The organism is Kitasatospora sp. NPDC028055, from assembly GCF_040637885.1.
Taxonomy (GTDB): domain Bacteria; phylum Actinomycetota; class Actinomycetes; order Streptomycetales; family Streptomycetaceae; genus Kitasatospora.
In genome coordinates this window covers 191,204-209,437 of sequence record NZ_JBEZXE010000007.1, presented here as the reverse complement: position 1 = coordinate 209,437, position 18,234 = coordinate 191,204, and the positions used below count along the sequence as shown (strand labels likewise).

Annotated in this window: 13 protein-coding genes; 10 read left to right on the top strand and 3 right to left on the bottom strand. The window is 73.3% G+C overall.

What is annotated here, in order from left to right; all coding sequences use genetic code 11:
* The first annotated feature begins 140 nt into the window (after window positions 1-140).
* A complete protein-coding gene (locus AB0F71_RS11745) occupies window positions 141-1,550 on the top strand; it encodes a glycosyltransferase 87 family protein (RefSeq protein WP_360231219.1) in 1,410 nt (469 codons plus the stop codon).
* A gap of 70 nt (window positions 1,551-1,620) precedes the next feature.
* Here AB0F71_RS11745 and AB0F71_RS11740 read toward each other — a convergent pair whose 3' ends face one another.
* Both AB0F71_RS11740 and AB0F71_RS11735 read right to left on the bottom strand, forming a co-directional pair.
* Window positions 1,621-3,381, bottom strand: coding sequence for a penicillin-binding transpeptidase domain-containing protein (locus tag AB0F71_RS11740; protein WP_360231216.1), 1,761 nt, complete (start codon window positions 3,379-3,381; stop codon window positions 1,621-1,623).
* Between the two features lie 213 nt (window positions 3,382-3,594).
* A complete protein-coding gene (locus tag AB0F71_RS11735; RefSeq protein WP_360231213.1) occupies window positions 3,595-5,418 on the bottom strand; it encodes a phospholipid carrier-dependent glycosyltransferase in 1,824 nt (607 codons plus the stop codon).
* Between the two features lie 105 nt (window positions 5,419-5,523).
* Between AB0F71_RS11735 and rsmI the strand changes: the two genes are divergently transcribed.
* The 7 genes from rsmI to AB0F71_RS11700 all read left to right on the top strand — a co-directional run bounded on the left by rsmI (window position 5,524) and on the right by AB0F71_RS11700 (window position 13,580).
* Window positions 5,524-6,393 carry a 16S rRNA (cytidine(1402)-2'-O)-methyltransferase gene (gene rsmI, locus AB0F71_RS11730; RefSeq protein WP_360231210.1) on the top strand — a complete coding sequence of 290 codons (870 nt, stop codon included), beginning with the start codon at window positions 5,524-5,526 and terminating at the stop codon, window positions 6,391-6,393.
* Between the two features lie 235 nt (window positions 6,394-6,628).
* A complete protein-coding gene (locus tag AB0F71_RS11725; protein ID WP_360231207.1) occupies window positions 6,629-7,054 on the top strand; it encodes a hypothetical protein in 426 nt (141 codons plus the stop codon).
* Window positions 7,055-7,219: 165 nt separating this feature from the next.
* A complete protein-coding gene (gene metG, locus AB0F71_RS11720; protein WP_360231204.1) occupies window positions 7,220-8,839 on the top strand; it encodes a methionine--tRNA ligase in 1,620 nt (539 codons plus the stop codon).
* Window positions 8,839-9,717, top strand: a complete 879-nt coding sequence (locus tag AB0F71_RS11715; protein ID WP_360231201.1) for a TatD family hydrolase — start codon at window positions 8,839-8,841, stop codon at window positions 9,715-9,717. The genes metG and AB0F71_RS11715 overlap by 1 nt, the downstream gene beginning before the upstream one ends.
* Window positions 9,718-9,817: 100 nt before the next feature.
* On the top strand, window positions 9,818-10,708 hold the full coding sequence (gene rsmA / locus AB0F71_RS11710; RefSeq protein ID WP_360231198.1) for a 16S rRNA (adenine(1518)-N(6)/adenine(1519)-N(6))-dimethyltransferase RsmA: 891 nt from the start codon (window positions 9,818-9,820) through the stop codon (window positions 10,706-10,708).
* Window positions 10,705-11,619, top strand: a complete 915-nt coding sequence (locus AB0F71_RS11705) for a 4-(cytidine 5'-diphospho)-2-C-methyl-D-erythritol kinase (RefSeq protein WP_360231196.1) — start codon at window positions 10,705-10,707, stop codon at window positions 11,617-11,619. The genes rsmA and AB0F71_RS11705 overlap by 4 nt, the downstream gene beginning before the upstream one ends.
* 146 nt (window positions 11,620-11,765) lie before the next feature.
* The gene (locus AB0F71_RS11700) at window positions 11,766-13,580 is read left to right on the top strand and encodes an ABC-F family ATP-binding cassette domain-containing protein (protein ID WP_360231195.1); all 1,815 of its coding nucleotides are present in this window, start codon (window positions 11,766-11,768) and stop codon (window positions 13,578-13,580) included.
* Window positions 13,581-13,645: 65 nt separating this feature from the next.
* Here AB0F71_RS11700 and AB0F71_RS11695 read toward each other — a convergent pair whose 3' ends face one another.
* Window positions 13,646-15,499, bottom strand: a complete 1,854-nt coding sequence (locus tag AB0F71_RS11695; RefSeq protein ID WP_360231192.1) for an FUSC family protein — start codon at window positions 15,497-15,499, stop codon at window positions 13,646-13,648.
* A 322-nt stretch (window positions 15,500-15,821) separates the two neighbouring features.
* Between AB0F71_RS11695 and AB0F71_RS11690 the strand changes: the two genes are divergently transcribed.
* Complete coding sequence (locus AB0F71_RS11690; RefSeq protein ID WP_360231189.1) at window positions 15,822-16,412, top strand: hypothetical protein; 591 nt, start codon at window positions 15,822-15,824, stop codon at window positions 16,410-16,412.
* A gap of 45 nt (window positions 16,413-16,457) precedes the next feature.
* Window positions 16,458-18,125: a WXG100 family type VII secretion target gene (locus tag AB0F71_RS11685; protein ID WP_360231186.1), complete on the top strand. Its 1,668-nt coding sequence runs from the start codon at window positions 16,458-16,460 to the stop codon at window positions 18,123-18,125.
* Window positions 18,126-18,234: the final 109 nt, after the last annotated feature.

Sequence of the window (18,234 nt, the reverse complement as noted above, 5' to 3'; positions counted from 1 at the left end):
GGGCGTCGGCCGCCGGGCCGTTATCCAATCGTGAAGGGCCGCCGCGTGGTACGACACCCGGCGGCCCTACGCGCGTAGCGTGCCGATCCGCGCCCGCGGCGGTGGCGACAGGGCCCGGTTCGCCGCCATAACCTTCCACCATGGTGAGCACCCGCACGCCCGGCTTCTCCCGCCCGCGCGGCCGCTTCACCGGCCGCGCCAGAACGCCGGCCCCGACCATCGACGCCGAACCTCCGGCCAGACCCGGACGGCCGCCGGCGGGCTTCACGAGCCGCCCGTTCCCCCGTCAGCGTGGTGAGAGCACCTTCCCGCCCACGCCCGTTCGGTGGAATCCCGCCCGGCTCGCCGCGCTGCGCTGGGTGCAACTGCTCGGCTGTCTGATCGCGGCCGGCTGGGCCGCGGCCTTCCCGCTCGTCTCCGACCTGGCCAACCAGCGGCTGTGGGGCCTCGTCGCGGCCCCCGCCTACGTGGTGGCCGGACTGCTCTGCCTCACCCTGCCGCGCCGCTTCGCGGCCGAGGCCGCCGCCGTGGTCGCCCTGCTCGGGGCCGTGCTGGCGCCGCTCGGGCTGCTCGCGGTGACCGGCCGCCACCAGTCCGAGGTGATGGTGGTCGAACGCTCGGCCCACCTGATGCTCACCACCGGTGACGTCTACCTCCCGCACCCGGTGGTGGTCACCGACTACAACCCCTACCTCCCGGCGATGTCCCTGTTCGGGCTGCCGCGCCAGCTGCTCGGCAGCTCCACCGCCTTCGCCCGGGTCGCCGGGGACGCCCGGATCTGGTTCGCCCTCACCTTCGTGGTCTGCCTGCTGGCCGCCTGGCGGCTGCTCCGGCCCACCCGCGACCGGGCGCCGCTGCTGCCGCTGGCCGTCCTCACCGCCTCGCCGCTGATAGCGCTGGCCCTGGTGGTCGGCGGCGTCGACCTGCCGCTGATCGGGGTCTGCTGCCTGGCCATGGCGCTCGCCGAGCGGGACCGCACCGTCGCGGCCGGGCTGGTGCTCGCCCTCGCCTGCAGCCTCAAGTGGACCGCCTGGCCCGCCCTGCCGGTGGCCGTCCTGCTGCTGTGGCGGCTGTACGGCCGGCGGCCCGCCGCCCGGACCGCGCTGATCGGGGCCGGGGCGAGCGCGGCGGTGCTGCTGCCGTCCGTCCTGGCCCAGCCGCAGGCGCTGCGCGACCAGGTGGTGCGCTTCCCGCTCGGGATGACCGCGATCCGCACCCCTGCGGGCAGTCCGCTGCCCGGCAAGGTGCTGGCCGGCTTCGGGCCGACCGGGCACAGCGTCTCACTGGCGCTGATGACCCTCGCCCTGGTCGGGGTGGCGATCTGGCTGGTGGCCCGGCCGCCGGTCTCCGCGATCGCCGCCGCCGACCTGCTGGCGGCCGGGCTGGCGATCGCCTTCACGCTCGCCCCGGCCGGGCGGTTCGGGTACCTGGCGCTGCCCGCCGTCCTGGTGATCTGGCCCCGGCTGGCGGCCCGGCGCTGGAGCAGCCGGCGCCCGGTGCCGCCCAGGCCCGCGCCGGAGGCGCCGGCGCCCGCCCTGCCGAGGAGCTGAGCGGGGCCCGGACGCACGGGAGCCCGCCACGTCGTCCGTGGCGGGCTCCGCGCGTACCGGCCTCAGGCGGTCACTTGTTGCCGGACTTGAGCAGCGAGGCCACGGCCGGGCCGGCCGCGTCCACGCCGTGGCCGCCGCCCTGGACCTCGGCGGCGACCGCGAGGTTGCCGCGGAAGGCGGTGAACCAGCTGTTGGTGGTGGACGCGCCCTGGACCTCGGCGGAGCCGGTCTTGGCCCCCGCGTTGTCGGTGATCCCGGCCATCACCTGGCTGGCCGTGCCGCTGACGGCGGTGGCGTTCATCATCGCGCGCAGCTTGGCGGCGACGTCCGGCGAGATCTGCCGGGCCGCCTGCTGCTGGGGCAGGCCGGCGACCAGGATCGGCTGCTTGAACGCGCCGCTCTGGACGGTCGCCGTGATCGAGGCGATGGCCAGCGGGTTCATCTGGACCTTGCCCTGGCCGATGTAGTTCATCGCCTGCTCGTCCTTGCTGCCCGGGGTCGCCGGGATCTTGCCGTCGGCGTTCGGCAGGCCGGTCTTCCACTCCAGGCCGATGCCGTACACGTCCTTGGCGGTGCCGGACAGCGTCTCGGGCTTGAGGCTGGTCAGGCCCTGGTTGATGAAGGCGGTGTTGCAGGACACCATGAAGTCCTTCTGGAGCGTGTAGTCCGGGAAGGCGCCGGGGAAGTCGTTCGGGATCGCCACCGGGTTGCTGCTCTTCTCCGGGCAGGCCACGTTGCTGTCCGGGGTGAGCCCGGCCTCCAGCAGGGCCGTCGAGGTGACGATCTTCATCGTCGAACCGGGGGCGAGCAGGCCGGTGAAGGCCCGGTTCTGGCCGGTGGCCGGGGCGTTGGCGAAGGCCAGCACCTGGCCGGTGCTGGGCTCGACGGCCACGATGGAGCCCTGCTTGCCGCCCAGGTCGGTCATCGCCTTCTCGGCGGCGGCCTGGAGGGTGTTGTCGATGGTCACCTTGAACGGCTTGCCGGGCTTGGGCTCGACGATGGTGAACAGCTTGTCCGCGGCGGTCTTGCCGGCCGGGTCGGTGATCACCACGGCGCTGCCCGCGTCCTGGTCCTTGTTCGGGTCCGGCGGCAGCAGCTTGCGGGCGTTGTCCTGGAGGGTGGCCATCAGCGCCGGGGTGAGCGAGGCGCCCTGCAGCGCCTTGCCGTTGCGGTCCACCACGGTGGACGGCGGGGCGAAGACCTGCTGGGTGGCGATGGTCTCGTTGCCGGACAGGTGCGGGTGGATCACCGAGGGCGCCCAGTGCACGGCCGGGGTGTTGTCGCTCATCTTCACGACGCCGAGGAAGCCGTTGTAGTCCCAGACCCGGCTGGTGCCGGCGAACTCGGCGCGGGCCTTGAAGCCCATCAGCACGCCGGTCGGCCCGGAGGCGGTGGCGGACGGCGATTCGGTGGCGCCCGCGCTGGCGCCCGCCGACGGGGTCGCCGAGGCCGCGCCGGTCGGCTTGGCCGGGGTCGGGGTGCCGGTCGCCGAGGCGAAGGCCTGCGGGGTGGCCGGGCCGGCCGGGGTCAGGGTCAGCGCGCTCGGCTTCACCTGGTCCTTGAAGGCCGTCAGCGCCGTGGTGGCCGCGGCCGGGTCGTCGGTCAGCGAGGCCGCCTTGGCGATGTCGCCGGAGGCCCAGGCCGCCAGGAAGTCCTTCGCACCGTTCGCCGCCTGGTCGGCCGTGGGCGGCTCGGCGACCACCGTGCGGGGCTTCTTGTCGCCGGACGCGGAGTCCGACCCGCCCATCAGGCTGTAGGCCCCGTAGCCACCGCCGGCGAGGACGGCGATGGACACGCCGGTGATGATGCCGATCTTCGCGCCACTGCGCATGGTGCAAATCCCCCAGGGGTCTCGCGGCCGGGCGCAACCGGCGGGGCCGGAAACGCGGTACTCCCCCCACCCTAGGCAGGGCGGATCGGTGCGCCGACGGAACCCCGGGGACTTGTGACGGATCTGGTACGTGTCGTGGACCGGGTACGGACGGTTCGGGGGGAGGGTGTGCGCGCGCTCCCCGGACGCTTCCCCCGCTGGTCGCGGGGGGTCTCAGATCCAGCTGTTGAACCACATCCGGGCACGCCAGTCGCTCAGCGGGATGGTCTGCCCGGTGAACAGCGGATAGAAGTACAGGAAGTTCCAGATGATCAGCAGCACCAGCAGCCCGGCCGCGGCCGAGCCGATGATCCGGCGGTCCCGGGAGGCGCCGGCCGGCCCGATCAGCGCGCCGATCAGCATCGTCACGGCGAGCACCAGGAACGGGACGAAGACCACCGCGTAGAAGAGGAAGATCGTCCGCTGCTGGTAGAGGAACCACGGCAGGTAGCCGGCGGCCAGGCCGCACAGCAGCGCGCCGGCCCGCCAGTCCCGGCGGAAGGCCCAGAGCCACAGGCAGTAGACCAGCGCCAGCAGGGCCGTCCACCAGAGCAGCGGGGTGCCGATGCCCAGCACCTCGCGGGCGCAGTCGGCGACGGTGCAGCCGTTCTGGCCGAGCTTGGGGGACTCGTAGTAGAAGGACACCGGGCGGCCCAGCACCAGCCAGGACCACGGGTTCGACTGGTAGGTGTGCGGGTCGGTCAGGTGGGTGTGGAACTCGTAGACCGTCGAGTGGTAGTGCCACAGGGCCCGCAGGCCCTCGGGTATCCACGGGTAGTCGGTGGAGCGGCCGACCGCCCAGTCCCGGCCCCAGCCGCCCTGGCCGGGCGCGTTGCTGCTGGCGAACCAGCCCCACCAGGACGCCACGTACACCGCCACCGAGACCACGACGACCGACACGAACGCCGGCACCACGTCCCGGGCCAGCACCGCCAGGTACGGGCGCGGGGCGCCGGCCAGCCGGCGGGCGCCGACGTCCCACAGCACGGTCATCAGGCCGAACGCGGCCGCGACGTACAGGCCGCTCCACTTGGTGGCGCAGGTCAGGCCGACGCAGACGCCGGCCGCGATCCGGTACGGGCGCCAGCCCAGGTTGAGCCGCTGGGCGAGCAGCGCGTCTTCGACCCCGCCGAGCCTCGCCGCGAGCCGGGCCCTTGTGCGGTCCCGGTCCAGGACCAGGAAGCCGAAGGCGGCGAGGATCCAGAACATCACCACCAGGTCGAGCAGGGCGGTCCGGCTGAGCACCAGGTGCAGGCCGTCCACCGAGAGCAGCAGGCCGGCCACGCAGCCCAGCAGGGTGGAGCGGAACATCCGGCGGGCGATCCGGGCCAGCATCAGCACCGACAGGGTGCCGAGCAGGGCCACCGCGAACCGCCAGCCGAAGGGGTTCATGCCGAACAGCTGCTCGCCCGCGCCGATGATCCACTTGCCCACCGGCGGGTGCACCACGTACGACGGCGTCGGGCGGTACGGCACGGCCGCGCCCGGCGTCATGATCGTCGTGTTGGCGTCCTCCGGCCAGTTGATCTCGTAGCCGCCGTGCCAGAGCGCGTAGGCGTCCTTGGCGTAGTACGTCTCGTCGAAGATGATCGCGTGCGGCTGGCCGAGGCCGGTGAACCGCAGCAGCCCGGCGAACACCGCGACCGCGACCGGGCCCAGCCAGCCGGACCAGCGGCACAGGAAGTACCAGAGGCCCTGCGGCAGCCGCAGACCCAGCCGCAGCAGCAGCGGGGACTGCGCGACGTCGGGCCGGGTCACCCCGGGGCCGTCCGGCATCGGCGGGACGAGGCGTTCGGTGAGCGTGCCGCTCGGGCGGGCCCGGTAGCCGAAGGCGGCCAGGCGCTCCCGCCAGCCCGTGGGGGCCCAGGGGGACTCCGGTGGGCGGGGCGACTCCGGTGAGCGGGAGGACTCCGGTGGGCGGGGGGACGGCAGGTCGGCACCGCCCCGTGCGGAGTGGTCCTTCACCGTGGGCGTCTGCGCCGCCGTGTCGCCGTTCATCCGCCACATCGTAGGGGCGGTCCTCGTACGTGTGACCGGTCCCTCGGAAGCTGACCGAATCGTCACCAAACGCCCCGGCGGCCCGGAGCTGCGAGGATGGGGCCCGTGACAGGAGTACTCGTTCTCGCAGGCACACCCATCGGCGACGTCTCGGACGCCCCGCCCCGGCTGCTCACCGAGCTGGCCACGGCGGACGTCATCGCGGCCGAGGACACCCGGCGGCTGCGCCGGCTCACCCAGGCGCTCGGGGTGACCCCGGCCGGGCGGGTCGTCTCCTACTTCGAGGGCAACGAGGTCGGCCGCACCCCCGAACTGGTCGAGGCGCTGCTCGGCGGCGCCCGGGTGCTGCTGGTCACCGACGCCGGGATGCCGTCCGTCTCCGACCCCGGCTACCGGCTGGTGGCCGCCGCCGTCGAGGCCGACGTCAAGGTCACCGCCGTCCCCGGGCCGTCCGCGGTGCTCACCGCGCTCGCGCTGTCCGGCCTGCCGGTCGACCGCTTCACCTTCGAGGGCTTCCTGCCGCGCAAGGCCGGTGACCGGGCCCGGCAGCTGGCCACGGTCGCCGCCGAACCGCGCACCATGGTCTTCTTCGAGGCGCCGCACCGGATCGCCGAGGCGCTGGCCGCGATGGCGGAGGCCTTCGGGCCGCAGCGCCCGGCCGCCGTCTGCCGCGAGCTCACCAAGACCTACGAGGAGGTCAAGCGCGGGCCGATCGGCGAGCTGGCGGCCTGGGCCGCGGACGGCGTCAAGGGCGAGATCACCGTCGTGGTCGCGGGCGCCCCGCCGGCCGCGCCGCAGGAGCTGACCCCGGCCGAGCTGGCCCGGCTGGTGGCCGTCCGGGAGGAGGCCGGGGAGCGGCGCAAGGAGGCCATCGCGGCGGTCGCGGTCGAACTGTCCGTGCCCAAGCGGGAGGTCTTCGACGCGGTCGTCGCGGCGAAGAAGGAAGGCCTGGACGGGGCTTTGAAAAAGGGGTGAATTCCGGGGGTTGCGTGGCGGGCGGGGAGTCGTACCTTGGAGTGAAGGCCCGGCTAAACGCCCGCTGCGATGAAGGTTCGACCCCGGATTCCGGTTCCCGACGCGCCCTTTGTATAGGGCTCGCCAACCCGCATCCAAGTCTTCACAAGAAAGGCGTCAGCCAGGGCGGTACGGGCATTTCCTTGAACGGAAAGACCCAGCCGGGCGAGCGCCCGACGGGCACTGGGAGTTGGCTATGAGCGACACGATCGGTAGCCCCCGCAGTGGCAACGCGCTGAACGCCCCCGGCCTGGCGGGGCGGGCGCACACTCCCGTCGAGACCGTGCGGGAGGCCTACTCCTTCGCCTGCCTGCGCTGCGGGTACGGCTGGGAGCAGGCGTACGACATCGAGCACCACGTCGCCCGGGACGGCCACATCGTGTTCGAGTACCACGCCAACGGTGTCCGGGTGCCGTCCCCGCTGCTCAAGCCGACCTGCCCGGGCTGCGGTGGGCACACCGTCCGGATCATGCGCGAGGGTCGGGTGGCCAGCGCCGACCAGCCCCTGAGGCACGCCCCCGGCTACCCGGCGCACGCCGAGCCGGCCCGGCCGGCCCCGGCCACCCGGCCCGCCGAGCCGCAGGGGCGCTGGGCCCGGTTCTGGTCGCGGCTCCTGGGCTGACGGGGCGGACGGGTCCGGTTCCGGCTCCTGGGGCGACCGGGCCGACGGGTCCGGGGGAGCGCGGGCGGGGCCGCCCGCCGCGAGCAGTGCGGCAGGCGGCCCCGCGGTACGCCGGGGCGATATCCGGTCGAGGGGTGCGTTCGGGCCCGACTAAGCTTTCCGACCATGGCGGCCACTGCAGACCACAGCACCACCGGGACGAGCGCCCCGGCGTACTACGTTTCCACTCCGATCTACTACGTCAACGACCGTCCCCACCTGGGCCACGCGTACACCACCGTGGCGGGCGACGTCCTCACCCGCTGGCACCGCCAGCGCGGCGAGAAGGTGTGGTACCTGACCGGCACCGACGAGCACGGTCAGAAGATCATGCGGACCGCCGAGGCCAACGGCGTCAGCCCGCAGGAGTGGTGCGACAAGCTGGTCGAGGAGGCCTGGAAGCCGCTCTGGCGGCACCTGGAGATCGCCAACGACGACTTCATCCGCACCACCGAGGAGCGGCACACCGCCCGGGTGCAGGAGTTCGTCCAGGACCTGTTCGACAAGGGCGAGATCTACAAGGGCGGCTACTCCGGCCCGTACTGCGTCGGCTGCGAGGAGTTCAAGCTCCCCGCCGAGCTGCTCGACGGCGCCACGGAGGACGAGAAGCTCTGCTCCGTCCACAAGAAGCCGGTCGAGTGGCTGGAGGAGGAGAACTACTTCTTCCGCCTCTCCGCCTACGCCGAGCGGCTGCTGGAGTTCTACGCCGCCAACCCCGACTTCATCCAGCCGGCCTCGGCCCGCAACGAGGTGCTGCGCTTCGTCGAGCAGGACCTCAAGGACCTCTCGATCTCCCGCTCCACCTTCAACTGGGGCGTGCCGCTGCCCTGGGACGAGAAGCACGTCCTCTACGTCTGGGTCGACGCGCTGCAGAACTACATCACCGCGGCCGGCTACGGCAGTGACCCGGAGCGCTTCGCCGAGCTCTGGCCGGCCTCCGTGCACCTGGTCGGCAAGGACATCCTGCGCTTCCACGCGGTGATCTGGCCGGCCATGCTGATGGCGGCGGGCCTGCCGCTGCCCAAGCGGGTCGTCGCCAACGGCTGGCTGATGGTCGGCGGCGAGAAGATGTCCAAGTCCAACCTGACCGGCATCGCGCCCACCGACCTCACCTCGCACTTCGGCGTCGACGCGTACCGCTACTACTTCCTGCGGGCGATCCCGTTCGGCACGGACGGCTCGTTCTCCTGGGAGGACTTCACCGCCCGCTACACCTCCGAGCTCGCCAACGACTTCGGCAACCTGGCCTCCCGGGTCGCCGCCATGGTCGGCAAGTACTTCGGCGGGACGCTGCCGGCCGCCACCGCCGCGGGCGAGGCCGAGCAGGCCGTCGCGGACGGGCTGGCCGCGGCCGTCGCCGCCGCCGACGCCAAGATCGGCGAGGAGCTGGACTTCGCCGGCGGCCTCGCGGCGATCTTCGAGTTCGTCAAGCAGGTCAACGGCTACCTCACCACCCAGGAGCCGTGGAAGGTCGCCAAGGACGAGTCCGAGGAGGGGCAGGCCCGCCTCGCCACCATCCTCTACACCGCCGCCGAGGCGCTGCGCGGCACCGCCGTGCTGCTCAACCCGGTGATGCCGTCCACCGCCGAGAAGTTGTGGGCCTCGCTGGGCGCCGCCGAGGGCCTCGGCGCACTCGCCGACCAGCGCGTCGCCACCACCGGTGACTGGGGCCGGCTGCCCGTCGGCGCCACCGTCACCAAGGGCGAGATCCTGTTCCCGCGCCTCGAAGAGAAGCCCGCCTCCTGATGGCGAGGAAGGACGACGACCGGTCGACCCCGCCGCCGCTGCCGGAGCCCCTGGCCGTGGCGGTGGCCGACTCGCACACCCACCTCGACATGCAGGCCGGCACCCCGGCCGAGGGGCTCGCCCGGGCCGCCTCGGTCGGGGTCACCACGGTCGTCCAGGTGGGCTGCGACGTGCCCGGCTCGCGCTGGGCCGCCGAACTGGCGGCGCAGTACGAGCAGGTGCACGCGGCCGTCGCCCTGCACCCCAACGAGGCGCCGCGGATCTTCCTCGGCGACGCCGACGGGTGGTCCGGGCAGCAGCGGCACGCGGGCGGGCAGGCGGCGCTGGAGGAGGCGCTCGCCGAGATCGACGCACTGGCCGCGCTGCCCCAGGTCCGCGCCGTCGGCGAGACCGGGCTGGACTACTTCCGCACCGGGCCGGAGGGCGTGGAGATCCAGAAGGAGTCGTTCCGCCGCCACATCGAGATGGCCAAGCGGCACGGCAAGGCACTGGTCATCCACGACCGCGACGCCCACGAGGACGTCATCGCCGTCCTGCTGGCCGAGGGCGCCCCGGAGCGGACCGTCTTCCACTGCTACTCCGGCGACGCCGAGATGGCGAAGGTCTGCGCCGAGCACGGCTGGTACCTGTCCTTCGCCGGCCCGGTCACCTTCAAGGCCAACCAGCCGCTGCGCGACGCCCTGCTCGCCACCCCGCTCGACCGGATCCTGGTCGAGACCGACGCCCCCTTCCTCACCCCGCACCCGTACCGGGGGCGGCCCAACGCGCCGTACCTCATTCCGGTCACGGTGCGGTCGATGGCGGCGACCCTGGGGCTGCACGAGGACGAGCTGTCGGCGGCGATCGCGGCGAACACGGCGCGGGCCTTCGGGTACTGAGCGGTTCGCGGGCGCCGTTGCGCGTGCGGGGGTCGTCCGGAGGCGGGTGTTCCGGTTCCGCGCGTCCGGGTGGCGGCGCCCGCGCCCGTATCCTTGGCGCGTGAGCACCACCGACCCCACCCCTGACAGCCACCTGCTGGGCGCCGCCGACATTCGCGAGCTGGCGGCCGCGTTCGGCGTGAAGCCGACCAAGCAGCGCGGGCAGAACTTCGTCATCGACGGCAACACCGTGCGGCGGATCGTCCGCGCCGCCGACGTGACGGAGCAGGACGCGGTGGTGGAGGTCGGGCCCGGGCTCGGCTCGCTGACGCTGGCGCTGCTGGAGGTCGCGCGGCACGTCACCGCGGTCGAGATCGACCCGGTGCTCGCGCAGCACCTGCCGGACACCGTCGCGGCCCGGATGCCCCGCAAGGCGGACGCCTTCGCGCTGGTCCTCAGCGACGCCATGGAGGTCACCGAGCTGCCGGGGCCGGCGCCCACCGCGCTGGTCGCCAACCTCCCGTACAACGTGGCCGTGCCCGTCCTGCTGCACATGCTGGCGACCTTCCCCAGCATCGAGCGGACCCTGGTGATGGTGCAGAGCGAGGTCGCCGACCGGCTCGCCGCCAAGCCCGGCAACAAGGTCTACGGCGTCCCCTCGGTCAAGGCCAACTGGTACGCCGAGGTGAAGCGGGCCGGTGCGATCGGGCGGAACGTGTTCTGGCCCGCCCCCAACGTCGACTCCGGGCTGGTCTCGCTGATCCGCCGCGAGCCGCCGAGGACCACCGCCAGCCGCGAGGAGGTGTTCGCGGTGGTCGACGCCGCGTTCGCCCAGCGCCGCAAGACCCTGCGCGCCGCGCTGGCCGGCTGGGCCGGCTCCGCCGCCGGGGCCGAGCAGGCGCTCGCGGCGGCCGGGATCGACCACAAGCTGCGCGGCGAGATGCTGACGGTGGAGCAGTTCGCCGCGATCGCCGAGCACAAGCCCGCCAAGCCTGCCGAGGACAGCGAGTGATCACCGTACGGGTACCGGCCAAGGTCAACGTCCAGCTCGGGGTCGGCGGACTGCGCGCCGACGGCTTCCACGACCTGGCCAACGTCTTCTTCGCGGTCGCGCTGGGCGACGAGGTCACGGCGAGTGCGGGCGAGGGCGTGACGCTCTCCTGCTCGGGCCCCGACGCCGACGCCGTCCCGCTCGACGACAGCAACCTCGCCGCCCGCGCCGCCCGGCTGCTCGCCGCCCACCACGGGATCGCCGACCCGGGCGTCCACCTCCACATCGCCAAGGCCATCCCGGTCGCCGGCGGCATGGCCGGCGGCAGCGCCGACGGCGCCGCCGCGCTGGTCGCCTGCGACGCGCTGTGGAAGCTCGACACCCCGCTCCCGGTGCTGCTGGACCTGGCCGCCGAACTGGGCTCCGACGTGCCCTTCGCCCTGATCGGCGGCGTCGCGCTGGGCCGCGGCCGGGGCGAGATCCTGGAACCGCTGCCGGTCGAGGGCGCCTTCCACTGGGTCTTCGCGGTCGCCGAAGGCGGCCTGTCCACCCCCGCCGTCTTCCGCGAGTGCGACCGGCTCCGCGAGGAGGCCGGCACCGGCTCCAGCGACCTCCAGGTGCCCACCCCCGACGCCGACCCGGCCCTGCTCGCCGCCCTCGCCGACGGCGACGCCGTCGCCCTGGCCGGCGCGCTCACCAACGACCTCCAGGCCGCCGCGCTCTCCCTGCGCCCCGCGCTGGCCGCCACCCTGCGGGCCGGCACCGAGGCCGGTGCGCTCGGCGCCCTGGTCTCCGGCTCCGGACCGACCTGCGCCTTCCTGGCCAAGGACGCCGAGGCGGCGGCCGCCGTCGCGCGGGCGCTGCTGGCCTCCGGCACCTGCCGGGCCGCGCACGCCACGTACGGGCCGGTGCCGGGGGCGTCGGTCGTCTGACCCGGCGGGGGTGCTCGAGGCGGTGGGGGCGCTCGACGCGGTGAGGGCGTTGCGGCCCGCCCATTAGGCTGGGGTGATCGGGTCGTCCCCGAGAGAGGGGCGGGCTGGGCCCGCCCCCGACCGCCGAACCCAGGAGCGCAGCACACGTGGCCGTCAACCTCGCCACCATCGAGTCCGTCACGAAGGTCTACGGCACCCGCACCCTGCTGGACGCGGTCAGCCTGGGCGTGAGCGACGGTGACCGGATCGGCGTCGTCGGCCGCAACGGCGACGGCAAGACCACCCTGATCCGGATGCTCGCCAAGCTGGAGGAGCCCGACGGCGGCCGGATCACCTGGAACGGCGGCCTCGAACCGGCCGTCCTCACCCAGCACGACTCGCTCGACCCGAAGGCCACCATCCGGCACGAGGTCATCGCCGACCGCGCCGACCACGAGTGGCTCGGCGACGCCCGGATCCGCGACATCATCGAAGGCCTCTTCGGCGGCCTCGACCTGCCCGGCTTCGCCGACGGCCTCGACACCGTCATCGGCCCGCTCTCCGGTGGCGAGCGCCGTCGGATCGCCCTCGCCAAGCTGCTGCTCGGCTCCCCCGAGCTGATCATCCTCGACGAGCCCACCAACCACCTCGACGTCGAGGGCATCAACTGGCTCGCCCAGCACCTGCAGAAGCGCCGCTCCGCACTGGTCTGCGTCACCCACGACCGCTGGTTCCTCGACCAGGTCTGCACCCGGATGTGGGACGTCCAGCACGGCGAGGTGCACGAGTACGAGGGCGGCTACTCCGACTACGTCTTCGCCCGCGCCGAGCGCTCCCGGATCGAGGCCGTCGAGGAGCAGAAGCGCCAGAACCTCGCCCGCAAGGAGCTCGCCTGGCTGCGCCGCGGCGCCCCCGCCCGCACCTCCAAGCCGCGCTACCGGATCGAGGCGGCCAACGCCCTGATCGCAGACGTGCCGGACCCCCGGGACAAGAGCGAGCTGATGAAGTTCGCCAACGCCCGGCTCGGCCGCACCGTCTTCGACCTGGAAGGCGTCACCGTCAAGGCCGGCCCCAAGCTGCTGCTGGAGAACCTCACCTGGCAGCTCGGCCCCGGCGACCGGATCGGCCTGCTCGGCGTCAACGGCGCCGGCAAGACCTCGCTGCTGCGCGCCATGCGCGACGCCTACGCCAGCGAGGGCGACATCCAGCCCGCCTCCGGCGTGATCAAGGTCGGCAAGACCGTGCGCCTGGCCTACCTGTCCCAGGAGGTCGCCGAACTGGAGCCGACGACCCGGGTGCTGCAGGCCGTCGAGCAGGTCCGCTCCCGGGTCGACCTCGGCAAGGGCCGGGAGATGAGCGCCGGCCAGCTGTGCGAGCAGTTCGGCTTCGGCAAGGACAAGCAGTGGACGCCGGTCGGCGACCTCTCCGGCGGCGAGCGGCGCCGGCTCCAGCTGCTGCGGCTGCTGATGGACGAGCCCAACGTGCTGTTCCTCGACGAGCCGACCAACGACCTGGACATCGAGACCCTCAACCAGCTGGAGGACCTGCTCGACGGCTGGCCCGGCTCGATGGTCGTCATCAGCCACGACCGGTTCTTCATCGAGCGGACCACCGACGTCGTCCACGCGCTGCTCGGCGACAAGAAGATGCGGATGCTGCCGGGCGGCGTGGACGAGTACCTGGAGCGGCGGGCCCGGATGGCCGCCGCCGCGGCGCAGGCCGCCCCCGTGGCCGCGGCCCCGGCCGTCGACCCCGCCGCCGGGCTCTCCGGCGGGGACCTCCGGGCGGCCAAGAAGGAGATGCAGAAGATCGAGCGCCAGATCGCCAAGCTGGACGACAAGGAGTCCAAGCTGCACGCCCAACTCGCCGAGCACGCCGCCGACTTCTCCAAGGTCGCCGAACTGGACGGGCAGCTGCGCGCCGTCCGGGAGGAGAAGGAGGAGCTGGAGATGACCTGGCTGGAGCTGGCCGAGCAGGTCTGAGCTGCCTCCTCCCTGAGCTGCCTTCTTCCTGAGCTGCCTTCTTCGGGGGTTGTCCTCTTCCTGAACTACCGCTGCCTGAGCAGGAGTTCCAACTCGTCCGCCGCACGGCCCAGCGCACTGAGCGCCGGGTCGTGCGGTGCGTCCGGCCGGGCCGCCGGACCGACCGGCGGACGGTGCTCCCGGGCGGCGGCCGTCAGCTCGTCCAGGGCCCGCCGGACCCGCTCGGTCTCCACCGGATCCGGTACCCGTCCCCCGTACCGGATCTGCGCGGCGAACGCCGCCACCGCCCCGCCCAGCCGCTCCAGCGCCGCCGTGGCCGGCAGCCACTGCTCGGCCAGCCGGCCGGTGGGCGGCGGCTCGGCCAGCCCCTGCCGCACCTCCTGCCGGGCGTCCGCCAGGGACCGGTAGGCCGTACGGCGCAGCCACACCTCGCCGGTCCGGTGCTCCGTCACCGCGTCCAGGTAGGCGCGCAGGGCGGTCGTCGCGGTCACCAGCCGCGGCTCGATCCGGTGCCGCGGGCGCTCCGGCCACAGCAGGTAGCCGAGGAGCAGCACGATCGCGCTCGCCAGGACGGTGTCCAGCACCCGCGGCCAGAACTCGGCCGCACTGCTCCGGCCGCCGAGTTGGAGCAGCACCAGCGCCATCGGCGTCATCGCCACCGTGGTCAGCCCGTAGTGCGCCGCCGTCGCGTACGGCAGCAGCGCCACGCACAGTGCCGCCACCGCCGTCAGCACCCACTCCTCGGTGGTCGACGCCAGCAGCGCCGCCGTCACGGCCACACCCAGCACCGTGCCGACCGCCCGGCTCACCGCCCGCAGGAACACCGAACCCAGATCCGGCTTCAACACGAACGCGATCGTCATCGGCACCCAGTAGCTCTTGCTCAGCGGGTAGTTGGCCGTCACCGCCGAACCCACCGCGATGCACAGCGCCACCCGCAGCCCGTACCGCGCCGACGCGGCGGACCACAGCCGCCCCCGGAGCCGCCACGGGTCGGGCGGCGGCGCGGGCGCCGCGTCGATCCGGGTAGGCCGGCCCGCGACCGCGTCCGCGGCGGCCCGCAGCGCCACGTCCAGGGCCTGCCGCGCCGGGGTGTCCGGCCGCCACTGCGGCACCACCACCTCGCCGCCGCCCCGCCGCACCGCGGCCGCCAGCTGCCCCGGCACCGCCGCCACCTCCGCGGGCACCGGCCGCCACGCCCACAACAGGCCCGTCGCCGCCTCGGTCGCCGCCAGCGCCGCCTCGTACACCGGGCGCAGGGCCGTCCGGCCGTGCCCGGGGAACAGGTCCTGCACCTGGTTCAGCCGGGCCGTCAACACCCGGCGGGACTCCGCGCCCCGCGCCGTCCCCAGATCGCCGAGCGTCCGGCCGAGCGCCTCGTACGCCGCCGCCAACGCCCGGACGCGCGGGTCGGCCGCACGACCGGGCAGACCCAGCAGTACCACGAGCGCCGCACCCGCCGGCATCATCGGCGCCGCCGCCCACCACGGCTCCGGCAACGGCATCCCACTGCCCAGCGCCGCCGACACCAGCAGCAGCATCCCCGCCGCCGATCCGCGCGGACCCGTCGCACTCAACGCACCCGACACGAACGCCGTCAGGGTCAGCCCGGCACCGAGCGCCAGCACGCCGGCGTGGACGTGCTGCAAGGCCGTACCGACCAGCATCCCCACCGCCGAGGCCGCCACCGCCGACCCGATCCGGACCACCCGCAGCCCCGCGGGCTCGACCCGGTCGTTCATCGTCGCGTGCATCGCCCCCAGGGCGGCGAACACCCCCAGGTCCAGCCGGTGCGCCCACAGCCCCAGGACCAGCGGCACCGCCATCCCCAGCGCGGCCCGCACCATCAACACCACCGGCACCGGCGGCCGCTCCGGCCGCACCGCCCGGGCCCACCAGGGCGTCCTCTGCTCAGGCATGTCGTCACACGTCCGTTTCTGCGGCCACGGCTCGCTGCTGAGCGACATTGCACGGCAGATGGGGCGTACCGGGGCAGTCTATCCAGCGGCCCGACCCCGGGCTGTACGTGTCAAGTTCGTACCGATCGCGCCCGCGCAGGCCAAGGTCCCTGCCGGGCCGACAGGGGCGGTGGCTACCATGACAGAGGCGGGGGCCGCCCTCAGGGCGGGCGGCCGAACCGACCAGGACGGTAAGCCTTAGAAGTTGACGGTGCGTTGCGGCGCGACGGGGCCCGGGACACGCCCGGGACGCGCGGGCCGTACGGGGGAGAGGTGGATTGCTGTGGGAGAGCCGACGACCACGCCGAGCGCGGGATCGACGCCGGCACCGGGGACGCCGGGGGCACCGGACGCGACGCCGTTCATGCTGGACGGGCCGACGATCCCGCTGCCGTGGGGGCACGGGATCAAGATCGCCCCCGTGGTCAGCACCGTGCAGACCAACGTCAGCGCCGGGGACCTGGTGGCGGCCTTCGGCAAGCACGATGTCCAGGTTGAGCTCGACACCCTCACGGAGTTCGCCAGGAAGATCGAGGCCCTGCTCGCGGCGATGGAGGGCTCGGAGGCCGCGCCGTACAAGCTCGAGGCGCAGAAGGTGTCCCAGAAGAGCTTCGTCAGTGGGAGCCAGCCTCACCAGTTCGTGGAAGCAGTCGCGCTGTCCTCGACCTACGAGAAGGTCCACACCCAGCTCGTCAAGCTGCACAAGGACTTCACGTCCCAGATCAAAGCGATGCAGAGCGCGGTCACGTCCACGGCACACAACTACTCGACCAATGAGGACAACGCGACAGCCGCTCAGAACGCGGTCGCGCAGAGTTCGGGTCAGAGCGGAACGAACGGCCCGGGGGCGCGGACCGGCGCCAAGAGCTTCTGACATCGGTCGACGGAGACGGTTCACGGGGAACGGGGAGAGAGAGTAGTGGCAGTCCAGTCGAAGTTCGAAGGCATGGATCATCAAGTCCTCGCGGACATGGTTGGGGGAACCGATCCCGCGACGGTCCTGAGTCGCGCCGCGAAGCTGCAACAGGCCGGCGGCGTCCTCAAGGAGTTGGGTGAGGCACTCAAGTCGCACCTCTCCAAGGTCACCTGGGAAGGTCAGGCAGCAGAGAACTTCAAGACGTGGGCCGGGAATCTGCAGCAGTCCGCCGAGAAGCTGGGAGCCTATTCGGCGGGCGCGGGCGATGCCATGAACCAGGCCGGTGAGGCACTCAGCACGGCCAAAGCCGCGATGCCCAAGGTGCCGACGGAGGCCCTCGGCTGGGTGAACGGGCGGGTGAAGCAGGGGGCACCTGACCCCGATGTGGTCAGGCAGCTGAAGACGGTCGGCTGGAACCCGAACGGTCCTTCCACCGCGGACATCGATGCAGCCATGAAGCGGAAGAACCCGGACTGGGTCTCCGAGACGCAGGCGATGGCCGGAACGAAGGAAGTCTACGACGCACACCAGGAAGCCATCCGCCAGATGGAGAAGCTGGGCGAGGCTTACGCTGCTGCGACGACGACGCTGAACGGGCTGGGCGACAACGTGGTGCTGCCCGGGACGCCTGAGACGAGCCGGGACACGGCGTCCGACTATTCGGGTGGTGGCACTACTGGCGGGAGTTACCGCGGCACCCTGCCCGGCCCACGATCTTCCGGGGGCAGTGTCAAGGGGAGCTACAACTCGCCCGGAGGCAACTACGGTGGCGTTTCCATGACGCCCCGCGACCCGGCTGCGGGCCGGCAGGAATCGACCTACCCTGGCCACACTGGACCGGTCCCTCCGCACAGTGGCGGTCAGCTGCCGCCCCCGCCTCAGGACCCGGGCACCCCGGCCCCGCCGTCCCACCCGTCGGACCCGGTCACCCGCCCTGGTACCGGCCTCGACAGCATCCCGACCCTGCCGGACCAGACCACCCCGGTCGGCCCCGGGGGCGGCCCGGTGCTGCCGAGCGGGCCGGGTGGAACTCAGGGCTACCCCGGTGGTCCCGACGGTCGCGGTGGGCTGCCCGGCGTGCCGGGCAGCGGCCCGATCTCCGGCTTTCCGGCGGGCACCGGTGGCGGTTCCGTTCCGACCAAGGGCATCGGCAGCATCCCCGGCAAGGGCGGCGGTTCGGTTCCCCTCCGTACCGGCCCGTTCAACGGTGGCTCGACCCCTGGCAAGGCCGGTACCCCGGGACTCCCGAGCGGGACGGTCTTCGGGCGTGAGGGCGCGCCGGGCGGCGGCCGCGTCGGCGGTTCGCCCATGGGCGGCGGAATGGGTGGCATGCACCCGGGCATGGGTGGCGGCCACGGCGTCGTCGGCGGCAGCGGCGGCTCGCGCGGCCGAGGCCTGACCTCGACCCCGGGCGGCACGGTCGGTGGCCGAAAGGGTCCTGCTGCCGGTGGGGAGTTCACTCCCGGCGGCACGGGCCTGCGGAACCGCGCGGCGGCGGGAGCCGCCGAGGGCGGTGCCCGGTCCGGGCAGAACGGCATGATGGCCCCGGGTGCGGGCGGCCACGGCGGTAAGAAGGAACGCGACCGCCGCGACCGCGCAGACTACCTCCACGAGGACGAGGAGACCTGGATCAGCGGTACGCCGCACAGCAACCCGGACGTGATTGAGTAGGACGCCATTGACTGCCCGGCCACTGGGCTCGCCCAGTGGCCGGGCAGAACTGTTTGGGGCACGCTTTCCCGGCCTGCGGGGAGACAGACGAGGAGTTGTGATGGGGCGG

What these genes read in the sequence shown, in the direction of transcription:
- AB0F71_RS11745 (WP_360231219.1), top strand. Translation starts at nt 141, where the DNA reads ATGGTGAGCACCCGCACGCCCGGCTTCTCCCGCCCGCGCGGCCGCTTC.
- AB0F71_RS11740 (WP_360231216.1), bottom strand. Translation starts at nt 3,381, where the DNA reads ATGCGCAGTGGCGCGAAGATCGGCATCATCACCGGCGTGTCCATCGCC.
- AB0F71_RS11735 (WP_360231213.1), bottom strand. Translation starts at nt 5,418, where the DNA reads ATGAACGGCGACACGGCGGCGCAGACGCCCACGGTGAAGGACCACTCC.
- AB0F71_RS11725 (WP_360231207.1), top strand. Translation starts at nt 6,629, where the DNA reads ATGAGCGACACGATCGGTAGCCCCCGCAGTGGCAACGCGCTGAACGCC.
- metG (WP_360231204.1), top strand. Translation starts at nt 7,220, where the DNA reads ATGGCGGCCACTGCAGACCACAGCACCACCGGGACGAGCGCCCCGGCG.
- AB0F71_RS11715 (WP_360231201.1), top strand. Translation starts at nt 8,839, where the DNA reads ATGGCGAGGAAGGACGACGACCGGTCGACCCCGCCGCCGCTGCCGGAG.
- AB0F71_RS11695 (WP_360231192.1), bottom strand. Translation starts at nt 15,499, where the DNA reads ATGCCTGAGCAGAGGACGCCCTGGTGGGCCCGGGCGGTGCGGCCGGAG.